The following is an 18341-nucleotide window of genomic DNA, read 5'->3' as shown; positions in this document are numbered from 1 at the left end:
TAGAAGCAGCCCCAACGTGAGGAGCGCGGGTCACTCGCCCTTTCGAATCAGCGACCGCGCACTACGCCGGCGTTGGTCTTCCCACCCCGTGCGAAGGATGACGATTGCCAAGGAGCTCGACGAGCCGTGTCTCGCATTTGGAAAACGAATACCCGCGCCGGTGCGAGATCATGAACGTGAGGGCACGCATGTGCCAGGCGCGCCTTTGGAGTTCGACAAGTGTTCCATTCGCGAGGTCGACCGCCACCATATGATGCGGCATGTGCCCCCAGCACAAGCTTCCCCTGAGCAGATCGTGCTTCGCGCCGAGGTCATTCACCCGCCACTGGCGTTCACTGACGACCCCATGTTGTGTCTTTTCCGCATCGGGCTGATTGTCGGTGACGACGAGCTGGATGTGCCGGCCAAATTCCTCCCGCGGGATCGGCCCCGCGATTGCGGCCAGCGGATGCGATGGCGCACAGACGGTCACCATTTGCGCTTCACATAAATACTGCCGTTCTATGCTACCGGCGCTCAGCTCCGGCACGTCCGCGATTGTCACTGCCAATGCGCAGGTAGCTTCGAGAACCAAACGCTCGCCGTCCTGCATGGTCGTCATGCGCAGATTGATTGCAACGGTTGGAAAGTCCGCCTGCACGGTGCGCAGGCATTCAATCAGGTGCGCACGCGGGAAATAGGTATCCACGGCAATCGAGACCTGTGGAACCCCGGCTTCAGCAATCGAAACCGCGCGCATCTTCATTTCGTCGGTGCGCGAGATCACCCCACGAGCATCAGGCAGGAGACTGCGGCCCGCAGCCGTAAGCGTCGCTTTGCGGGTGTTGCGCTCGAACAGCACCACATCAAAGGCACTCTCGAGCGCGTTGATCGCGTGACTGATCGCCGACTGTGCGCGCCTGAGCTCCCGAGCAGCCCCGGAAAAGCTTCCTTCGTCACACACGGCGACGAACGCCCGAAGTTGATTGATGGTGACGTTGTCGAGCATAGATATCTAGAAAGTAGATGGTACTTATAGATATTCTGTCAATTGGATTCATGAATCAAGAGGTCCAGAATCGTGTTCGTCACTTTTCTTTCGAAGGATGCATGACGTGAACAGATTGACTGGAAAGACCGCGGTGATCACCGGCGGCGCTACCGGCATCGGCCGCGCCGCGGCACAGCGCTTCATCGAGGAAGGCGCCGCCAGCGAGGTCGCCGTTGACGGTGGCTTGGCACCACTCTGAGGAGAAAAATCAAATGACACAATCACTAAAGGGCAAAACAGGCCGCTTTGGCGAGCCCTCGGAAATCGCCGCCGTCGTGGCGTTCCTGGCCTCCGATGAAGGCCATTGGGTGACCGGCCAAACGATTGAAGCGAGCGGCGGCTACAAGCTCTGACCGCGCCGAGACACGAAGGAGAAACATATGAATTACGCCATCATTGGCTTCGGGAAGATCGGCCGCGCACTTGCCAAGGCGTTCGCCCGCAACGGTATCGAAGTGGCCGTTGCAACCACGCGCGACCCGGAAAGCTTTGCAGCCGATGCGGCCGCGATCGGACCCACGATTATTCCCAAAACCCTGGCGGAAGCCGTCAAGGCGGACATCATCTTTTTGGCAGTCCGTTTTGAATCGCACCGGGAGGTGGTAAAAGTACTGCCCGACTGGAAGGGGAAGACAGTCATCGACGCGATGAACACGCAGGCCCCGCTCGAGGAACTGGGCGGTCTCCCGTCCTCTACTTTCATCGCGAAGGCGTTCACCGGAGCCAGGCTGGTGAAAGGCTTCAACCATCTGGTCGCTGCCGTCCTTGACCAGGATCCGGCCGTACACGGTGGCAGGAGGGTCGTGTTTCTGGCGAGCGACGATGACAGCGCCGCAGCGGAAATTGGTGCGCTTGCGCAAGAGCTCGGTTTCGCGCCCATCCAACTCGGCGGGCTTTCTGAAGGCGGACTGCTTGTGCATGCGCGCGGGAAAAGCTGGGGTCACCTGATCTTCAAGGACTTGATCGCGTTCGACCGATGAACGAGCGTCTCCGGATGTTTCGCTGCGTCGAATGGCCGATAGCCGGGCGCAGCCGACGTTCTAATGTCCGAACGACAAGTCGCCGGAATGACGTCTCATGGCCGAACACGGTCCATGACGACGGACCGAAGTCGACCCGCTGGCGTCGTTCGACGAAGCGTGACGTCTTCGGCAGCTTTCAGGGTATAGCGGCTATCGCTTTCTTAGAGCCCGTTGCTAATCAGACCAGCACGCCACCGCCGTCCACAATGATGGTCTGCCCCGTAGCATAGCGATTGGACATCAAATAGACGTACGTTTGCGCAAGGTCCTCCGCCTCGCCGACGCGACCGACTGGCAAGGCCGCGCTGCTCGCGGCGTAGAGCGCTTCGCGCTCGAATTCCGGCAAGTTATCCCAAAGCGGCGTGCGCACCAAGCCGGGACTCACAAGGTTGACGCGAATAGGCGCCAATTCCACCGCGAGTGCCCGTGTGAGACCTTCCATGGCGCTGCAGACGCTGGCCAGCGCCACCCAACCGTTTTGTGGCCGCAAGCTCGCAATACCGCTGGTCAACACCACTGAGCCGCCGGGACGGAGATACGGCGCCGCATGTTTGACGGCGGCAATTGCGCCGAATACTCGCACTTCGAAAATCTGTCGGACCGTAGCGAGGTCCATGTCGGCGAGCGCCCCGATTTTCAACGAATCCCCCGCGCTGTAGACCAGATGGTCGAAAGCGCCGACTTGCCCGAACAACGCGCGCACGGCGGACTCGTTACTCAGATCGACCGTGTATCCCTTGACCCGGTCGCCGAGTCTCGCGACGGCTTCCGCGACTCGCTCACTGCGCGATGAAACAACGCTCACCGAGGAGCCGGCTGCCAGCGCGGCCTGGGCCGTGGCAAGGCCGATTCCCGAGGTGCCGCCCAGCAGGACGACGTGTTGGTGCTGAAGGTTCGTGCTTGCAATAGTCATGGTGAGTCCTCGCTGTGGATTGTGAGTGAAGCCATCACCCGAGTATTATTCTTTAGCCTTTCTTGATAAATGCCGTATTTCTTCGAACACTCCTTAATAGAGCTTGCGAATGGATCGATTTTCCAGCATGGCGATATTTGCACGCGTGGTCGAGCGCGGCAGCTTTACCGCCGCGGCCGAAGGCAGCGGTATGACGCCCACGATGGTCGGCAACCATATCCGCGAGTTGGAGCGACGACTCGCAGGCCGGCTGCTGAATCGCACGACGCGGCGTCAAAGCCTGACCGAACTCGGCAAGCGCTATCACTCGCGATGCCTCGAGATTCTGGCGCTGGTGGACTCCGCCGAGATGGACGCGCGAGAAATGCAGAGCAACCCGCGTGGCCGGTTGCGGGTGAGTTGCCCGGTGATCTATGGCACGCGTGTGCTCGTACCGGCGCTTTCCACGTACCTCGACCGCTACCCCGAGGTTCAGGTCGAGCTGTCCCTTAGCGATCGTTTCGTCGATCTGGCGGAAGAAGGTTTCGACGCCGCCATCCGCGCCGGGGTACTGCCGGACTCGGGCTTGATTGCGCGGCCGTTGAGCCATTCGCCGCGTATCGCCTGCGCATCACCGGCCTATCTGGCGCGCCACGGGCGGCCGCAGGTGCCCGCCGATCTGGCGCAGCACAACTGCCTGGCTTTCATGGTCGCGAGTGGACCTGAACGTGAATGGCGTTTCCTACGTCCGGGCGGCAATGGCGTGGAGCGCGTCGCAGTGCGTGGCCGTCTCGATGTCAATGGCGGACTCGCGCTTCGCGAAGCCGCGCTCGCGGGACTGGGGGTGGTTTTTCAACCTCAGGTAATGCTGCAGGAAGATCTTGATGCGGGGCGGCTCGTTCGTCTTTTTCCCGACTGGCCGGCGCAGACCTGGCCCATCCATGTGGTGCATTTGCCCGATGCGCGCATGCCACCGAAGCTGGCCAGTTTTATCGCCTTCCTCCAGGAAACGTTGGGGCACGACAGCGGAACATAGACTGGCCATGTTATGGGAAAGCGGCCTTTAGCTACTCAGCAGCGAGTTTCTGTGACGGCCTGGATGGCGGGTCTGGTCGCCGCAGCGTCAATCACCGCCGCCGCACAATGAGTCGATGCACCCGCCTGCCCGAAGAGAGGTTCACTGTTTCGGCATCAAGCAAGAATTCGGCATCGCCAAGGCCATCCCTGACCAGTGCCGCGTCGAAGCCAGCGTACTGTCGGCCAGCGGGGTCGCGAGTTGAAGGCGTTTGTGCCACTCGCCAGCTTAGATACAGCGTCCCCGCCGGCCTGAGAATACTGAATAGGCGTGCGCAGGCTTGGGTAACTTCATCTGGTGGCAAATGCATGATGACGGTTTCGCACAATACGTTGTCGTATGTTTCTCTGCCGATGGCGTCCAGCGCGGGAAGCGCAGCACGCTTGAAAACCAGCGACGGATAATCGGCGGTGGCTTGCGCAAGTAGCCCTTCGGCGGCCTCAAAGCCAACGGCGGGGAAGCCGTGATCGTTTAGCCACGCAACGTCGCGGCCACCGCCACAACCGATGTCGGCAGTTGTGCCGCCCAAGGTGAAGTAGCGATGCAACAGCGCGTACATGTCAGTCGGCGGGGGCTGATCGCGCCACTCAGCCGCAAATCGGCTCGCGCCTGCGGAGTAGGCTTCGGCGGTCTGTTCGTCCATGGCAAGGGCCCCGGATCAAGTTGTGACAATTGAGGCCGGACGAATCGCTGCGGGCTTGCGCAGCGTTCGCGCAACGGACGATGTTTGCACTGCGTCACGAGTCAGTGCGTCGTGTGACGGCCATCGACGAAGTCTAAAGCCATAGGCAAATCTGCCGATATTCAATACATAAAAGCCGACGAGGAGCGGTACGTGAGGCAAGGCGACTGGACGTGGGGTGCGGCAACGCGTGTTTGGTGGGCTTTTACTTGGCGAGCGGTGCTCGTTGGTTTTTTTCTCGCATTCTTTGTCGGCTTTCTCGTCGGCGTCGTGGAAGGCGCGCTGGGTGTTGGACGTCACCCAGCGCACGTCGTACTAGTCGGTATGGCATGCGCGATCCCCGCGAGCGTGTGGGCGATGCGTTCTGCCCTTAAACGAACTTACCCGGGCTTCCGGATCACATTCACGAGCGCGCATTAGACTCATTGATGCGACCCATTATCGTTTACCAAAGCCGCGGAAAGCTCATCGCCTTGCTATTCGGCTCATTTCTCCTCGCTGTCTTGTGCGTACTATTGCTGGCGCGAAATCCAGCCTCGATGAATGTCAGTTCGACGTTAGCGGTAGCTACCGGCATCCCGTTTTTTAGCGCATGCGGTTTGTTCTACCTATCCCGGCTACTGTGGAGAAAACCCGCAATTATCATCAACAATGAAGGGCTCGCAGACCAGGCTTCAGCTGCGTCAGTAGGATTAATTCGATGGGCCGATATTACAGACGCGAGGATTATTTCTTTGACCTCCCGCAGTTCGCGACAAAAGTATCTGGGTGTCTCGCTGCGCAATCCGGACGACTATTTGGCAAAGTGCGGTCCGTTGGCTAGGGCAATCTTGCGGGCAAACGTACGCCTTAGTGGATACGTTGTGAATATTCCGCAGGCGGCTTTGTCTGTAGGGCTCGACGTAGTCTTGGCACACATGGAGTTTTATCTTCAGCAGCGCGGCGGCCACGAGAATCATTCTAAATAAGGCGCACCGGGCAATTTAGAATTGCGCGCGCGTGATTTATTTATGATTTCAACCCTCGGGAAATTTGAGGCCCCGTTCCCTCTCGATTGTCAATCCAGTGCGTGGCCCCCCTTACGGGGACGGCTTCTCGCGGATAACGGTGCGTCGGTACCGCCAGCGATACCGAATGTCATGCTCAGCAGTTGACGACCGTTGTTGGACAGCACTGGAGGATCAATGCTCGCACTGCTGTGACCAGCCATGATCGCCCTTCCCTTTGCCACGTGGCAGCCGGACGCGCTGAGGCAACGCCGCGCTAGCCAACGACTGCCCCACTGTCTTTGCGGCCGTCAATTCGGAGATCAGTTCTCTCTCGGCCGCCGATGGCGAGCGAAAATTATTGATGTCCGTACTTCTATACATGACATCCTCCGCGCGCGGCCTTCATCAGCAGGTACGCAAGATAAACACTATCCCCCATTTCCCAGGCGCGCATCCGGATTGTGCTGACGCAACCCAGCGGCTGCTCCTGGCCGAGGTCGGGCTGATGCAGGACCTCCCAAGTGGTTGGAAGTCAGCACTCACGCATCGCCATTAGCAGCAGCATTTAATTCGCCGGAGGTAGGGTATGCCGAGACATTCAGGCTTAGGCCTAGAGTGCCCATCATTGACAAGTCATCACTCGTCAGGTCAATCGAAGCTACAAACTGCGCTGAGTCACCAACGGTAACGCCAACAGAGAGTTCGGCAGTTAGTCCTTGGCCAGGAAAAGACACGGCCTGCGCACAACACTCCGTCAAGAATCGACGAACTGCAATCCCCATATCGCGCGGTGTAGCCGCGAATGACCGAAACTGGCGGCGAGTCCGGTCCGATGATGAAACGGCAAAGCCGCTCGCCGTCGCCCCGAACTGTGACCGTCGCAAGCTGGCGGTTGCCGGGCGGGATGCATGCTGGAAGGCGCCGCCTTTGCACGGCGCACGCCACAAGCAGTCGTCAGCAAGCTGAAGCGAAGCTTGGTGGAGAGCGGACGTCCCGGCCGCTACGCCGAGCCCGGCCCGCGCCCCGCGTGTGCCAATGCCAGCGCCAGCCTTGCCCCCACCTCGGCATTGTGTTTCACGAGCGCGATGTTTGTCGCCAAGCTGCGTCCACCCGTCAGCGCCTTGATGCGAGCCAGCAGGAAAGGTGTCACGGCCTTACCGGTGATTCCTTGCGCCGTGGCCTCGGCGAGCGCCTGCCGGGTCAGCGCGTCGATGTCGTCGAACGCTATCGCTGCCGCTTCAGGCACCGGAGTGCTCAACACAACACCGCCCACGAGGCCCAGGTCCCACTTGGTGCGGATGAAGCGTGCCTGTTCCGCCGCGTCGTCCAGCCTGAAGTCCGCGCAAAAGCCGCTATCGCGCGTGTAGAACGCAGCGAAATTGTCTTGCTCGCAACTGAGCACCGGCACGCCGTGCGTTTCCAGGTATTCCAACGTGAGCCCGATATCCAGGATGGACTTCGCACCGGCACAGACCACCGCCACCGAGGTCTTCGCCAGTTCCTGCAGGTCGGCCGAGATGTCAAAGGTTTCCGGCGCCCCCCGGTGCACGCCGCCAATGCCTCCGGTGACGAATACCTCGATGCCGGCCAGGGCGGCACATATCATCGTGCCGGCCACTGTCGTGGCGCCGAGCCCGCCGCCGGCCAGCACGGCCGGCAGGTCGCGGCGGCTGACCTTGTGTACCTGGTCCGAGCGGCCGAGCAGTTCCAGCTCGTCGTCCGTAAGGCCGATGTGGATTCGCCCGCCGACCAGCGCGATAGTGGCGGGCTCGGCTCCCACGTCCCGGATCAAGGCCTCCACTTCGCGCGCAGTGCGAACGTTCTCTGGGTAGGGCATGCCGTGGGCGATGATGGTCGATTCCAGCGCCACGAGCGGGCGGCCGGCGGCCTGTGCAGCGGCCACAGGCGCACTGCAGGTCAACCAGGCGTGTGCAAGATCGGTAATCATGTCGATTCTTTCGGCGGCGTGATTCACAAGTATGCAGCACGGGGCTGGTCCACGGTTCGTTGTGCAAGCGCGGGGGGCCGTGGTCTCGCAGCGAACGACCGCCCGGCGGACCAGATCTACCCTGACGACGCGCATGGATATAAGCGGTGGCGAATGCACGCTAAACTAAACCGGGTGCGCAACGGAAAAGATCGATGGATCGGGCTCAAGGCGATGAAATTCAACGGGTTGACGCTGCGTCTCACCGTTGTGTGCCTGATTGTGTTCGCAGGAGTCGCCATCTTGCAGGATCGTTTTATCTACTTCCCTGAGAAGGCTGCAATCGGGGACGTCGTTTCCGGCGGACTTCGCGCTTGGCCGACACCTGAGGCGTTCCGGGGCCTGGTGGCCGAACCGGCCGGATCCGCGCGCGCGACCGCCATCGTCTTTCATGGCAATGCAGGGCATGCCGGACACCGTTCGTTCTACGCCGCAGCGCTCACCCGGCTCGGGTTGCGCGTGATCCTCGCCGAATATCCAGGCTACGGGCCGCGCGACGGCACTCTGGGCGAAGAGAGTCTGGTCGCTGATGCCCAACAGACCATCGCGCTGGCGCATCGCCTCTATGGCGCGCCGCTGCTGCTCATCGGCGAATCGCTCGGGGCTGGCGTGGCGGCTGCGGCCGGCTCGCGTGAACGCGACAAGACCGCTGGCTTGCTGCTCATCACGCCATGGGATCAGCTTGAGCACGTCGCCGCTTACCACTATCCGTGGCTGCCCGTGAAGTGGCTGCTGCGCGACCGATACGACAGCGTGATCCACCTGGCGTCGTTCGGCCGCCCTGTTCTGGTCGTGGTTGCGGAACGCGACAGCATCGTCCCCCCGCGGCTCGGCGAAGCGCTCTACAACTCGCTGGCCGAACCGAGACAACTGATGGTGGTGAAGGCGGCTGAACATAACGACTGGATTGGCCGCGTCGACGAATCCTGGTGGCGGGGGGCGATCGGCTTCCTTCTCACGCCTTCGCATTGAAATATGAAAGCTCGCTCCATCCCGTCCAGCTCGGAACGCTTCTATGTCCTCGATGAGAAGAACAGGCCTGTCGAGGTGTTCGACCGCGGCGAGTGGTCACGCTGGATGACTGAGAACGAACTGATCTTCCGCCGCACGCTGCTGGACGAATACGGTGTGACGGTCACGACCCGCTTCCGCGGTGTATCCGAACCGAAAACCGGGGATGCTTCGCTGTTCGTGACGCGCGTCGCCGGAATGGAAGCACGAGACAACAGGAGCTACGGAGCACGTACGCTCGATGAGGCGCTGGAGCAGCATGAGCTCACCGTGCAGAAAATCCTCCGGACGCTGACCAGGCGGTGATCGCCACAGCGCAACGATTCTCCGCAACCATAACCATGCCCCGCGCGGGGGGACGACATTGTCAGCCCGGGCGTCCGCCCGAAGTGACTATCTGTCTGATTGAGGACTAGGCCTTTCGATCGTGAACTCGGAGATGTCATTGGCGCGCTACATCTCGTCCGTATGGCTGCAGCCCAACGTAACAACCCAGGCGCAGAACAGGCGATTGAAGAAGATCGGCGGCGACTGGGTGCAATTGCCCGTGGTCGCCCCGGAGCGGTCTCTCGAAGGACCTCAAAGCGGTCACCGGTCCGTGCATCCGCCGTAACTCGCGTTCCTCGTACAGGCGACAGTGCCGGTCGCATTGGACTCGCCTCGCCCCCTTGTCGCGGGTCCTTATTCGGCAATCGATCGAATGACTCTCGCCGGATTTCCACCGACGAGCGTGTTCGGGGGAACGTCCTTGGTGACGACCGAACCGGCCGCGACAACCGAGTTTTCGCCTACCGTTACGCCGCCTATAATGGTGGCTGCAGCTGCGATCCAGACGTTTCTCTCAATCACGATGGGCTTTGCGATTACGCCCTCGCGTCGCCGGGAAGGTTCCATGGGATGACCGGACGTGATGATGTTCACATTCGGCCCGATCATCACATCGTCGGCAATGTCGAGCCCGCCAAGGTCATAGAAAGTGCAATTCTGATTGATGAAGACATTGCGCCCGACGCTGATATCGACCCCGCCGGTTGTGTAGAAGGGCGGTATCAATGAAAAACTGTCGTCGAGCTGCTTGCCGATGAGCTCACTGAACAAGGCTCGAACTTCGCTCAGATCGTCGTATGTCAACCGGTTGAGAGCGGCGGTGATCGTCATCGCTCGTTTGACGTTCGCGGACATCGCCGCTGATTCCGGCGTTCGCCTGGAAATGATCCTGATGCGATCGTTTTTCGCCATTCGCTGTTTTCCTCCAGTTGCTATTCAGTGACCTTGAGCGAAAAATGGCGCGGAAAGCCCTATGTGTTTCCAGGTATTCAGCCAAGTCAAAGGCTAATGGCTTCGGTACCCAAGCAGTCAGTCTGATTGACGACTATCTAACCACCCGTGTCGACCGTCGGCTTCTGGCCGGTAACAGCAATTCAGGCCTCATGCGAATGGACGAGCGCGGAGGTCTAAGGCCAGCGATACGAGAGCACACGGTCGCGCGGGTATGCAAGTTCCCGAACCTCTTCGAGCTGGTTGCCTCCGAACAGGTAGACGTTGTCTGCGTCAATTCGAAGAAATAGCCCGACATGTCCCTTCCAATCGACCGCTTCATCGGCGGTCAGAACCGCAACACATCCATATCTCGGTTGTTCAAGCGGCTGTCCCCAGGTGAGCCAGGACCGAGCTAAAGCAGAGCCGGTGCCGCGAACGCCCGATTGCTTCATGCACCAGTTCAGGAACGATGAGCACCATGAGATTTTGTCGTCGTAGCCAGCAAGCTGAGTGCAATTATTGTATTCGGCGATTCGAGGATTGCAATCTCCCATACCGTAACGTCTGATGCCTTGCTCCTGGAGCGCGACGCTCAGCCAGACAGGTGCGTCAAGATTCGTTGCTGGTGACGTTTCTCTCATCTGCGTCTTCCTTACCGATCCTCTTCCGCCGATTCGTCAAGCGCGTTTCGCGCTCCCGAAAAAACGAAAGTGTCAACGATCTGCGTTCTACTGTCGAGTGTCCGCTCTTGGCCGAACCCGGACCTACGACAAAAGCCGCCACGCATCGTTGGAGGGCGTGGCCGCCGACGGCAGAGGTCGCCCCCGAAGGGACCATCCGATTTTATGAGCTGAGCGTCCGATCGATAGTTCTTACCGGCCCGTCGCCAGGCGGCGAATTGCAGCTACGTGATGGACTCCGGTCTGGTCACGATGCCCGGTGACGCGAAGCGTTCGCCCAGCACTCGACAATGAGTCGTCCAGCTTTTCCAGTGCAACGTTGCCTGAAACTTCGGACCGCCCGCGCGGCGGTATCCGCGATACGCTTCGCAAGCGACGAGCGAATAGGACATAACACAGGCGACCTCTGCCCGCACCGCGCAGACGAAGCACTGAAAATCAGCCGATTTTCGCGAGGTTTCCTCCAGAGCCACTGCCGCGTCAGTAATCGCATGCGGCAGCGCTCCGTTTGTCGAGGCCGAAGTCGTTGCAGAGCGCGCTGTTACCCTGCCTTCACAGCGCGTTCGGCGCCGCCCTCCCATCAAGCACCGCAGCGACGTTGTCGAGCGCGGTGAACCCCATCTGGTCGCGCGTCTCGATCGTCGCGCTCGCCATGTGCGGCGACAGAAACACATTGTCGAGCGCGGTAAAGCGCGGATCGATATTGGGCTCGTTCCGATAGACGTCGAGCCCCGCACCGAACAACCGACGCGACGCCAACGCATCGTACAGCGCATCCTCGTCGACGAGACTGCCGCGCGCGGCATTCACGAATACTGCACCGTCGCGCAGCAAGCGGAACTCGCGGCGCGTCATCAATGGCGTGCCGCCGCCCGGCACGTGCAGCGAGAGGATGTCGCACTGCGGCAGCAGCGTGTCCAGATCCGCACAATAGCGGGCACCCGCCTCGATCTCGGGCGGTGCGGGCCGCCGGTCGGTGTAGACGATCTTCATTCCGAAGCCTCGCGCACGCTGCGCGACCGCCCGACCGATCCTGCCGAAACCGACGATCCCGAGCGTCTTGCCGTTCACGCGCGTACCGAGCAGGTCGGTCATGCCGAACGACTTGCCCCACCCCGCGCGCACGATGCGCTCGTACTCCGACGCACGTCGGCATGCGGCCAGAATCAGCAGCAGCGTGAAATCGGCCGTGCAGTCGGTCAGCGCGTCCGGAGCGTTGCTGACCACGATTCCCCGAGCGTGCGCGGCGGCGACATCCATGTGGTCGCTACCCGCACTCGCGTTCGCGACGATCTTTACACACGACGGCAACGCCTCGATGTGCTCGGCCTGCAGCCCCGATCTCTTGCCGATCAGCAATGCCGGCGTCTGGTAGCGGTTGCAGAACTCTACGACGGACGCCGCATCCATGTCGGCGTGCGTTACATACGCGTTGAACTCTGATTGCGCGCGTGCGCCCACCGCGGCGGGAACGCGTCGCGCAACCAGCAGGCGGGGGCGATTCTTGTCAGGCATGGTCTCGTCCTTGGATCGGAAAACGGAACACAGCCTACGAAGCGCAGTCGGCGCGGGTCAATATTGATTGGTTCGATCAACATATTCGCGCGGCGTTGCACCGCCGGATTTGCCGAACGGTTCCAATTCTGTCGTCTGTCATCTGCGACGCCGTACGAGCGCGCGACCGACGCATCCGCGAACTCAGGAAAACCCTCACGCGTCCCAGTCCGGACGGGGACTTTGATATTGATTGAAAGAATCAAGATTGCTTGCGAATCGCCGCCGCGCAATGCTCTTTGCATGTTCAACGAACTGAAGACGAGGTCGGGAAAATGCAGGCAGAGAAAACAGTCGCGGCGGTGACGGGCGCCGGCAGACGCGGCTGACCCGACGAACGTCCGCGCACACGGCAACCGCGCGGGCCCATCAATCAGGAGATAGGAGACGACATTGAAAACCGCAGAAGAGCACGTTTCGGTCATGCGCGAGCTCGACGCGCACGCAAGTATCGCAAGAAGATCGAGGGTGCGCTACGGCGTGCTCTCGATGCTGCTGGTGGCTACGATCCTCAACTACGTCGACCGCTCGGCGCTCGGCATCGTCGCGCCCGCGCTATCGAAGGATCTCGCGCTCACCCGCGTGCAGATGGGCGAGCTGTTCGCCGTGTTCGGCCTCGCCTACTCGCTCGCACTACTGCCGGCAGGCGTGCTCGCCGACATGCTCGGATCACGCGTCGCGTATGCGCTGTCGCTCGTCGGCTGGTCGCTGGCGACGCTGACGCAAGGGCTCGCGCACGGCTATCACATGCTGCTTGGATCGCGCCTGGCGATGGGGGCGCTCGAGGCGCCCGCGTTTCCGTCGAACGCGCGCGCGGTGACGATGTGGTTCCCGGTCCAGGAACGCGGCTTCGCGACGAGCGTGTACGTGATGGGCCAATACGTGGGCACGCCGCTCTTCACCGGACTGCTGCTATGGATTTCGTCGGCGTTCGGCTGGCGTGCCGTCTTCTTCGCGACGGGCACGTTCGGCATCGTGCTCAGCGTCGTCTGGTATCGCCTTTATCGCGATCCGTCGCGGCATTGCAACGTCAATGCGGCCGAGCTGCAGTACATCACCGAAGGGCGTCCCGTGGTGACCGCGCGCGATCGATTCGACTGGCGCATGGCGCTGCGCCTGCTCGGCTACCGGCAGATCCTCGCAATCTGTCTCGGCAAGTTCTGCAACAACACGCTACTGGTGTTCTTCACGACCTGGTTCATGACCTATCTGGTGGAGGAGCGGCACATGTCGATGATCAAGGTCGGTTTCTTCCAAGCGATGCCTTTCATCGGCGCGACGTTGGGAATCCTGATCGCCGGCTATCTGTCCGATCTTTGCATCCGGCGCGGGGTGTCCATGTCGTCGTCGCGCAAGGCGCCGCTCGTGATCGGCACCTTCCTCGGCGCATCCATCGTGCTCGTCAACTGCGTGCATTCGAATGCGCTGGTGATTGCTATCCTGACCGTCGCGTTCTTTGCACAGGGCATTGGTTCGATGTCTTGGGCGGCCGTGTCAGAGATCGCGCCGAAACGCTATGTCGGGCTCACCAGCAGCATCACGAGCCTCGCCGCGAATATCGCAGCGATCACTACGCCGCTGATGATTGGCTACGTCACGCAGCGTACCGGCAACTTTTTCTGGGCGCTGAACCTGATGGGTGCGATCTGCCTCCTCGGCACACTGTCGTACTCGGTGCTGCTCGGCAAACTATCGCGTATCGAGCTCTGAGCCGCTCGCCGTGACATTCAACCGAACCCGGTCTATAGTCGGCGCAAGCGGCCGGGCGCCGACCGCATCGCCATCGCAACTCACCATGCAGAACTGGATCACCCTGACGGAGGCGGCGCGGCGGCTCGGCGTGCGGGCGCAGACCATCTATGCGTACGCGAGCCGCGGCAGCATCGCCGTGATGCAGGATCCCGACGATCCGCGCAAGAGCCTGTATCGCGCGGAGGACGTGATCGCGCTGTGCCGCAAGAAACAGGTCGGCCGCAAGCGCGCGGCGCTGGCAGCCAGCACGATCTTCGGCGCCGAGCCGTGTATTTACAGCGGCATCACCACGTTCTCCAAAGGCCGCGCCTGGTATCGCGGCCGCGACAGCATTCAGCTTGCCGATACGGCGACGCTCGAGGAAACGGCTGCCCTGCTCTGGCAGGCCACAACGCCCGTGTCGTTCGACGCGCCCGCGGTCGCGCTGCCGCCCGGCGAGCGCGATCGGCAATGCGCGTTCACGATACTCGCGATGCTGGCCGCGCACGGCCACTCGACGCTCGGCCGACTCGACCGCGCGTTGCACACCGAGGCCGGACAGCTCGTCGCGATCGTGTCGCGCGCGTTCGGCGCGCACGACGATGCCAGTGCAAGCCCGCTCCGGATCCATCAGCGGCTCGCGGCCGGCTGGGGCCTCGACAGCCGTAGTGCGGACCTGCTGCGCCGCGCGATGGTGCTGGTCACCGATCACGAGATCACGAGTTCGGCATTCGCCGCGCGCATCACCGCATCGACCGGCGCGTCACTCGCGGGCTGTCTGCTGACGGGACTCGCAACGTTGTCGGGCCCGCTGCACGGCGACGCGTCGGGACGCGTGCGCGCGGTATTCGACGACGTGCAACGATTAGGCGCCGCGTGTGTGGTCGATCATCACCTGAAGTCCGCGATCCCGATTCCCGGTTTCGGCCATCATCTTTACCCCGACGGCGATCCGCGCGCGGCCGCGTTGCTCGCGCGGCTCGATCCACCGGCGGAACTGGCGCACTTCATCGACAAGGTCACGACGCTCACTGGCCAGCGGCCGACCATCGATGTCGCCCTGGCGATGCTGTCGGTGCAACTTCAGTTGCCGCGCGATGCGGCGTTCGGATTGTTCGCGATCGCGCGAAGCGTCGGGCTTCTCGCACACTGCATCGAGCAACTGCGCGTGGGCAAGGTGATCCGACCGCGCAGCCGCTATACGGGGCCGGCGCTCGACGATCGGCATCTGCGGCCCGACGCGGAGGGCGACGGCAAATTGCCGAAAGCCAGTGTGATCGAGAAGAATCGGCTGTTCAAGATAGTGGAGTAACACTATCTAGCCCCGCTCGACCGCTACGCGGTCACGCCTTCGATCTGGAAGATCGCGTCGATCTGCGCCGACAGGCGTCGGTCGACGAAGGCTTGCTGAAAAAGCGCGCTGCCGACAGTGAAGCCCCACGTGTTCGCGTGAATCATCGCTTTCACACGTGTTTCGCGGTCGATGCTGCCTGCGGCAATCACGGGCCCGGCGACCGCGTCGACAACACGTTTTGTTAGCTCGGCCGGATCGTCCTTGCCGGCAAACCGGTACGCAAGCAAGTCAAGACCATGCACACCGGGCATCGATGCGATGCGGCGCGCATCCTCGACAATTTCGTTCATCGTCCCTTCGAGCACGGTCGGATGACCAACAGTGCGGCCGGCGAACGGAAAATACCGGATTGCCGAGCCACGCAGTAGCGGCAGCGCGTCTTCAACGTGGCGGCCGCCAAGGAGGTAGTCGACTCCGATCTCGAGCGACGCGTCGATCGATTCCAGCTCTGCTTCGCGGCTCGTTGCGACGACTTCCAGCATGACCTTGCGGCCATCGGCGCGGATGCGTCGGGCGAGCTCCTTCAAGTCTCTTATGGGCAAGCCGACATCCTTGAACCCGACATAGCGGACGGGGCTGTCACGCAGGCTGTCGTAGGTTGCGATCGCGTCGCTGACGGTCGCGTCGTTTTCGGTCAACATCAGAATGAAGTGGGACACGTCAAGCTCCGGTAGACAATGGGTGCTTCGCCCGCGATTGGACGAACTGGTGAGCGGTCTGGAGGGCAATCTGTAGGCTGGCTGGATCGGCAATGCCCTGTCCTGCAATGTCGAAGGCCGTGCCGTGGTCGGGGCTCGTACGCACGAAAGGCAGGCCGACGGTGATGTTCACGCCGTCCTCCACGCCGGCGAGCTTGACCGGTATGAGGCCCTGGTCGTGATACTGCGCTACCACGATGTCGAACCGGCCGCGGCGGGCGTTCATGAACACGGTGTCGCCGGGCCACGGGCCGCTGGCGTCGATGCCTTCCTTCCGCGCAAGTTCGATCGCGGGCGCGATGATGTCGATATCCTCGCGCCCGAAAAGGCCTCCTTCACCCGCGTGCGGGTTGAGGCCGGCGACCGCCACGCGGGGACGCTCGATGCCGAGCTCACGCATCGCGCGATCGGCGAGCCGGATGATGCGCAGTTCGGTTTCGACGGACAGCTTCGCGACAGCATCGAGCATGGAGCAGTGAACCGTCACGAGGATCGTACGGATTGTCGAAGACGACGCAGTCCCCGCCCTCGTTCATCTCACCCCGGCCCATCAGTACCCGATGGGAGGACGTCTGTCGGGGCCAAGGCGCCGGGCGCTGGTCGAACTCGCGCGCAAGCGCGGGATGCTGATGATCGAGAACGAATACGACTGCGAGTTCCACTACGCGGGAACGAATCATCCGCCGATTTTCAGCCATGCGCCGGAAAGCACGTTGCTGGTCAATACTTTCGCGAAGGCGGTCAGCCCTTCCCTTCGGCTCGGGTTCATCGTCGCGCCGCCGTGCGCAGCCGCCGCGCTGGTTGCGCGCGTCGAGCGCGAGCGCACGCATGTATCGTGGCCCGTGCAGAAGATCGTCGAAACGTTGCTCCTATCGGGCGAGCTGGATCGGCATTTGCGCAGGGTGCGGCGGCATTATGGGGCGATGCGCGATGCCATACGCGAACGGTTGACCCCATACGCCGACGTGGTCACCCTAGGGGGCGACGAGGGAGGCCTGCATGTGATCGTGTCAGGAGAGAACGACACGTTCGACCGTGATTTGCAAGCCGCGCTGCGATCGAAGGGCGTCGTGTTCGACGACGTTCGCGATTTCACGAAGCTCGAACCCAATGCGCGCGGTTTTCTGCTCGGATATGGGCATATGGACTGGGAAGCGCTGACAGAATCGCTGAATCTGCTCGAAATCTGTATCAAGCAAATCGGACGTCGCCGTCATTTGCGAAAGAGTGCCAGGCGCTATACCGCACCGAAATAATGCTGCGCCAAAGCAACCCAATATCGGACGCCGGCAGGAATGATGTCGTCGTTGAAGTCGTACTTCGGGTGATGTAGCGATCGGGCGGCCGCGCCCGGCGGAGCGTTACCGATCAACACATAAGCGCCCGGCCGTTCTTCGAGCATGAAGCCGAAGTCTTCCGATGTCATGTTCGAAGGAATGTGATTGTCGAGGCGCTCGCTGCCGAACGTCTCGCGAATAACCGTTTCACAGAGCGCGGTCTCGGCCGGCGTGTTGATCGTTGCCGGGTAGTATTGGAAAAACGTCACCTCGACTTGGGCGCCATAGGCCGAAGCCAGTCCGTGGCACATCAGCTCGATGTCGCGCTGTAGCCTTTGTTGCAGAGTCGACGAGAGCGTGCGAATCGTGCCGCGCAATTCGGCGCTGTCCGGAATGACGTTGTCTGTATCGCCTGCGTGGAACATGCAGACCGAAATCACAGCGGGATCGACAGGATCCTTGTGCCGCGCTGCGATGGTCTGACATTGGAGCACCATCGAACAGGCGAGCGGTATCGGATCGAGACCCAGGTGCGGTTGAGCCGCATGCGCCCCTTTGTGCATGCCGAATACCGCTTCCGTCGGACATCGCTCGAACAGGCCGTCATCGATCATCTTCCGTGCGCCCGCGCCCCCTTCCTCTCCAGGCTGAAACACGAAATGAACCGTGCCGGCCAACTGCGGCAATTGCTTCAGGACACGGGCGGCGCCCAGCAGCATCACGGTATGCCCGTCGTGTCCGCAGGCATGCATGACTCCGTTCGCACACGAGGCGTGCGCGAAGTCATTGGCCTCCTGGATCGGCAACGCATCGAGGTCCGCGCGCAGCACGATGCCACGGCCCGGGTCGGCGCCGGGCAGGCTACCGACCACGCCGGTCCCGCCCAGCCCGCGCAACACTGCATAGCCGAGCGATTCGAGCTCACGTGCGACGACGTCTGCCGTCCTGCGTTCCTCGAATCGCAGTTCGGGATGGGCATGCAGGTCGCGGCGCAACTTCGCCCAATGCTCATGATGCGCGTCCAACGAAGTCTCGACCGTTGCGGACGTATTCAATTTCGGCACCTTTGGAAAGCGAAATAGAGTCGACGCTGGCGTGT

The 18341-nt window shown here is 61.7% G+C and carries 17 protein-coding genes and 3 pseudogenes; 10 read left to right on the top strand and 10 right to left on the bottom strand.

The features are described 5' to 3' along the window. Window positions 1–61: 61 nt before the first annotated feature. Entirely contained in the window at window positions 62–988 is a 927-nt protein-coding gene (locus ACR9ZC_RS16225; RefSeq protein WP_481581076.1) for a LysR family transcriptional regulator, read from the bottom strand. 106 nt (window positions 989–1094) lie between these two features. On the opposite strand from ACR9ZC_RS16225, the pseudogene ACR9ZC_RS16220 reads away from it, so the two are divergent. The 3 genes and pseudogenes from ACR9ZC_RS16220 to ACR9ZC_RS16210 all read left to right on the top strand — a co-directional run. Then, a pseudogene (locus ACR9ZC_RS16220) lies at window positions 1095–1226 on the top strand (SDR family NAD(P)-dependent oxidoreductase); the annotation flags it as partial. Between the two features lie 40 nt (window positions 1227–1266). Continuing rightward, window positions 1267–1383, top strand: a pseudogene (locus ACR9ZC_RS16215) (SDR family oxidoreductase); the annotation flags it as partial. 27 nt (window positions 1384–1410) lie between these two features. After that, entirely contained in the window at window positions 1411–2010 is a 600-nt protein-coding gene (locus ACR9ZC_RS16210) for an NADPH-dependent F420 reductase (RefSeq protein ID WP_481581075.1), read from the top strand. A 220-nt stretch (window positions 2011–2230) separates the two neighbouring features. Here the strand turns inward: ACR9ZC_RS16210 and ACR9ZC_RS16205 are convergent, their stop codons facing one another. Continuing rightward, complete coding sequence (locus ACR9ZC_RS16205; RefSeq protein WP_481581074.1) at window positions 2231–2965, bottom strand: SDR family oxidoreductase; 735 nt, start codon at window positions 2963–2965, stop codon at window positions 2231–2233. Between the two features lie 109 nt (window positions 2966–3074). Here ACR9ZC_RS16205 and ACR9ZC_RS16200 point away from each other — a divergent pair, with 109 nt between their 5' ends. Next, complete coding sequence (locus tag ACR9ZC_RS16200; RefSeq protein ID WP_331568977.1) at window positions 3075–3980, top strand: LysR family transcriptional regulator; 906 nt, start codon at window positions 3075–3077, stop codon at window positions 3978–3980. Window positions 3981–4071: 91 nt separating this feature from the next. On the opposite strand, the gene ACR9ZC_RS16195 is transcribed toward ACR9ZC_RS16200, so the two are convergent. Continuing rightward, on the bottom strand, window positions 4072–4662 hold the full coding sequence (locus ACR9ZC_RS16195) for a class I SAM-dependent methyltransferase (RefSeq protein ID WP_481581073.1): 591 nt from the start codon (window positions 4660–4662) through the stop codon (window positions 4072–4074). 467 nt (window positions 4663–5129) lie between these two features. Here ACR9ZC_RS16195 and ACR9ZC_RS16190 point away from each other — a divergent pair, with 467 nt between their 5' ends. After that, window positions 5130–5669, top strand: a complete 540-nt coding sequence (locus ACR9ZC_RS16190; protein ID WP_481581072.1) for an STM3941 family protein — start codon at window positions 5130–5132, stop codon at window positions 5667–5669. Window positions 5670–6690: 1021 nt separating this feature from the next. On the opposite strand, the gene ACR9ZC_RS16185 is transcribed toward ACR9ZC_RS16190, so the two are convergent. Beyond that, window positions 6691–7638 (bottom strand): pseudouridine-5'-phosphate glycosidase, encoded by a 948-nt coding sequence (locus tag ACR9ZC_RS16185; protein ID WP_481581071.1) that lies wholly within the window; start codon window positions 7636–7638, stop codon window positions 6691–6693. A gap of 213 nt (window positions 7639–7851) precedes the next feature. Between ACR9ZC_RS16185 and ACR9ZC_RS16180 the strand changes: the two genes are divergently transcribed. Together ACR9ZC_RS16180 and ACR9ZC_RS16175 are read left to right on the top strand one after the other, a co-directional pair. Then, window positions 7852–8649, top strand: coding sequence for an alpha/beta hydrolase (locus ACR9ZC_RS16180; RefSeq protein WP_481581070.1), 798 nt, complete (start codon window positions 7852–7854; stop codon window positions 8647–8649). A gap of 3 nt (window positions 8650–8652) precedes the next feature. Continuing rightward, complete coding sequence (locus tag ACR9ZC_RS16175; protein ID WP_481581069.1) at window positions 8653–8994, top strand: hypothetical protein; 342 nt, start codon at window positions 8653–8655, stop codon at window positions 8992–8994. A gap of 375 nt (window positions 8995–9369) precedes the next feature. Here ACR9ZC_RS16175 and ACR9ZC_RS16170 read toward each other — a convergent pair whose 3' ends face one another. From ACR9ZC_RS16170 to ACR9ZC_RS16160, 3 genes are all read right to left on the bottom strand, one after another. Beyond that, complete coding sequence (locus ACR9ZC_RS16170; protein WP_481581068.1) at window positions 9370–9927, bottom strand: sugar O-acetyltransferase; 558 nt, start codon at window positions 9925–9927, stop codon at window positions 9370–9372. 215 nt (window positions 9928–10142) lie between these two features. Further along, window positions 10143–10589 carry an NlpC/P60 family protein gene (locus tag ACR9ZC_RS16165; RefSeq protein ID WP_481581067.1) on the bottom strand — a complete coding sequence of 149 codons (447 nt, stop codon included), beginning with the start codon at window positions 10587–10589 and terminating at the stop codon, window positions 10143–10145. A 591-nt stretch (window positions 10590–11180) separates the two neighbouring features. Beyond that, on the bottom strand, window positions 11181–12143 hold the full coding sequence (locus ACR9ZC_RS16160; protein ID WP_481581066.1) for a 2-hydroxyacid dehydrogenase: 963 nt from the start codon (window positions 12141–12143) through the stop codon (window positions 11181–11183). A 462-nt stretch (window positions 12144–12605) separates the two neighbouring features. Here ACR9ZC_RS16160 and ACR9ZC_RS16155 point away from each other — a divergent pair, with 462 nt between their 5' ends. Both ACR9ZC_RS16155 and ACR9ZC_RS16150 read left to right on the top strand, forming a co-directional pair. Continuing rightward, window positions 12606–13892 carry an MFS transporter gene (locus ACR9ZC_RS16155; RefSeq protein WP_481582686.1) on the top strand — a complete coding sequence of 429 codons (1287 nt, stop codon included), beginning with the start codon at window positions 12606–12608 and terminating at the stop codon, window positions 13890–13892. A gap of 85 nt (window positions 13893–13977) precedes the next feature. Beyond that, on the top strand, window positions 13978–15225 hold the full coding sequence (locus ACR9ZC_RS16150) for a citrate/2-methylcitrate synthase (RefSeq protein ID WP_481581065.1): 1248 nt from the start codon (window positions 13978–13980) through the stop codon (window positions 15223–15225). Between the two features lie 23 nt (window positions 15226–15248). On the opposite strand, the gene ACR9ZC_RS16145 is transcribed toward ACR9ZC_RS16150, so the two are convergent. After that, window positions 15249–15926 carry a 4-hydroxythreonine-4-phosphate dehydrogenase gene (locus tag ACR9ZC_RS16145; RefSeq protein ID WP_481581064.1) on the bottom strand — a complete coding sequence of 226 codons (678 nt, stop codon included), beginning with the start codon at window positions 15924–15926 and terminating at the stop codon, window positions 15249–15251. Window position 15927: 1 nt separating this feature from the next. Then, window positions 15928–16464 (bottom strand): annotated as a pseudogene (locus ACR9ZC_RS16140) (PdxA family dehydrogenase); the annotation flags it as partial. A 61-nt stretch (window positions 16465–16525) separates the two neighbouring features. Here ACR9ZC_RS16140 and ACR9ZC_RS16135 point away from each other — a divergent pair. After that, a complete protein-coding gene (locus tag ACR9ZC_RS16135) occupies window positions 16526–17221 on the top strand; it encodes an aminotransferase-like domain-containing protein (RefSeq protein WP_481581063.1) in 696 nt (231 codons plus the stop codon). Here ACR9ZC_RS16135 and ACR9ZC_RS16130 read toward each other — a convergent pair. Continuing rightward, a complete protein-coding gene (locus tag ACR9ZC_RS16130) occupies window positions 17203–18297 on the bottom strand; it encodes an amidohydrolase (protein WP_481581062.1) in 1095 nt (364 codons plus the stop codon). The genes ACR9ZC_RS16135 and ACR9ZC_RS16130 overlap by 19 nt on opposite strands. Window positions 18298–18341: the final 44 nt, after the last annotated feature.

The sequence above is a fragment of the Trinickia sp. HAY1-2D genome (assembly GCF_056754935.1).
Note: the sequence above shows the minus strand (reverse complement) of the source record. Positions and strands in the feature narration are given on the sequence as shown.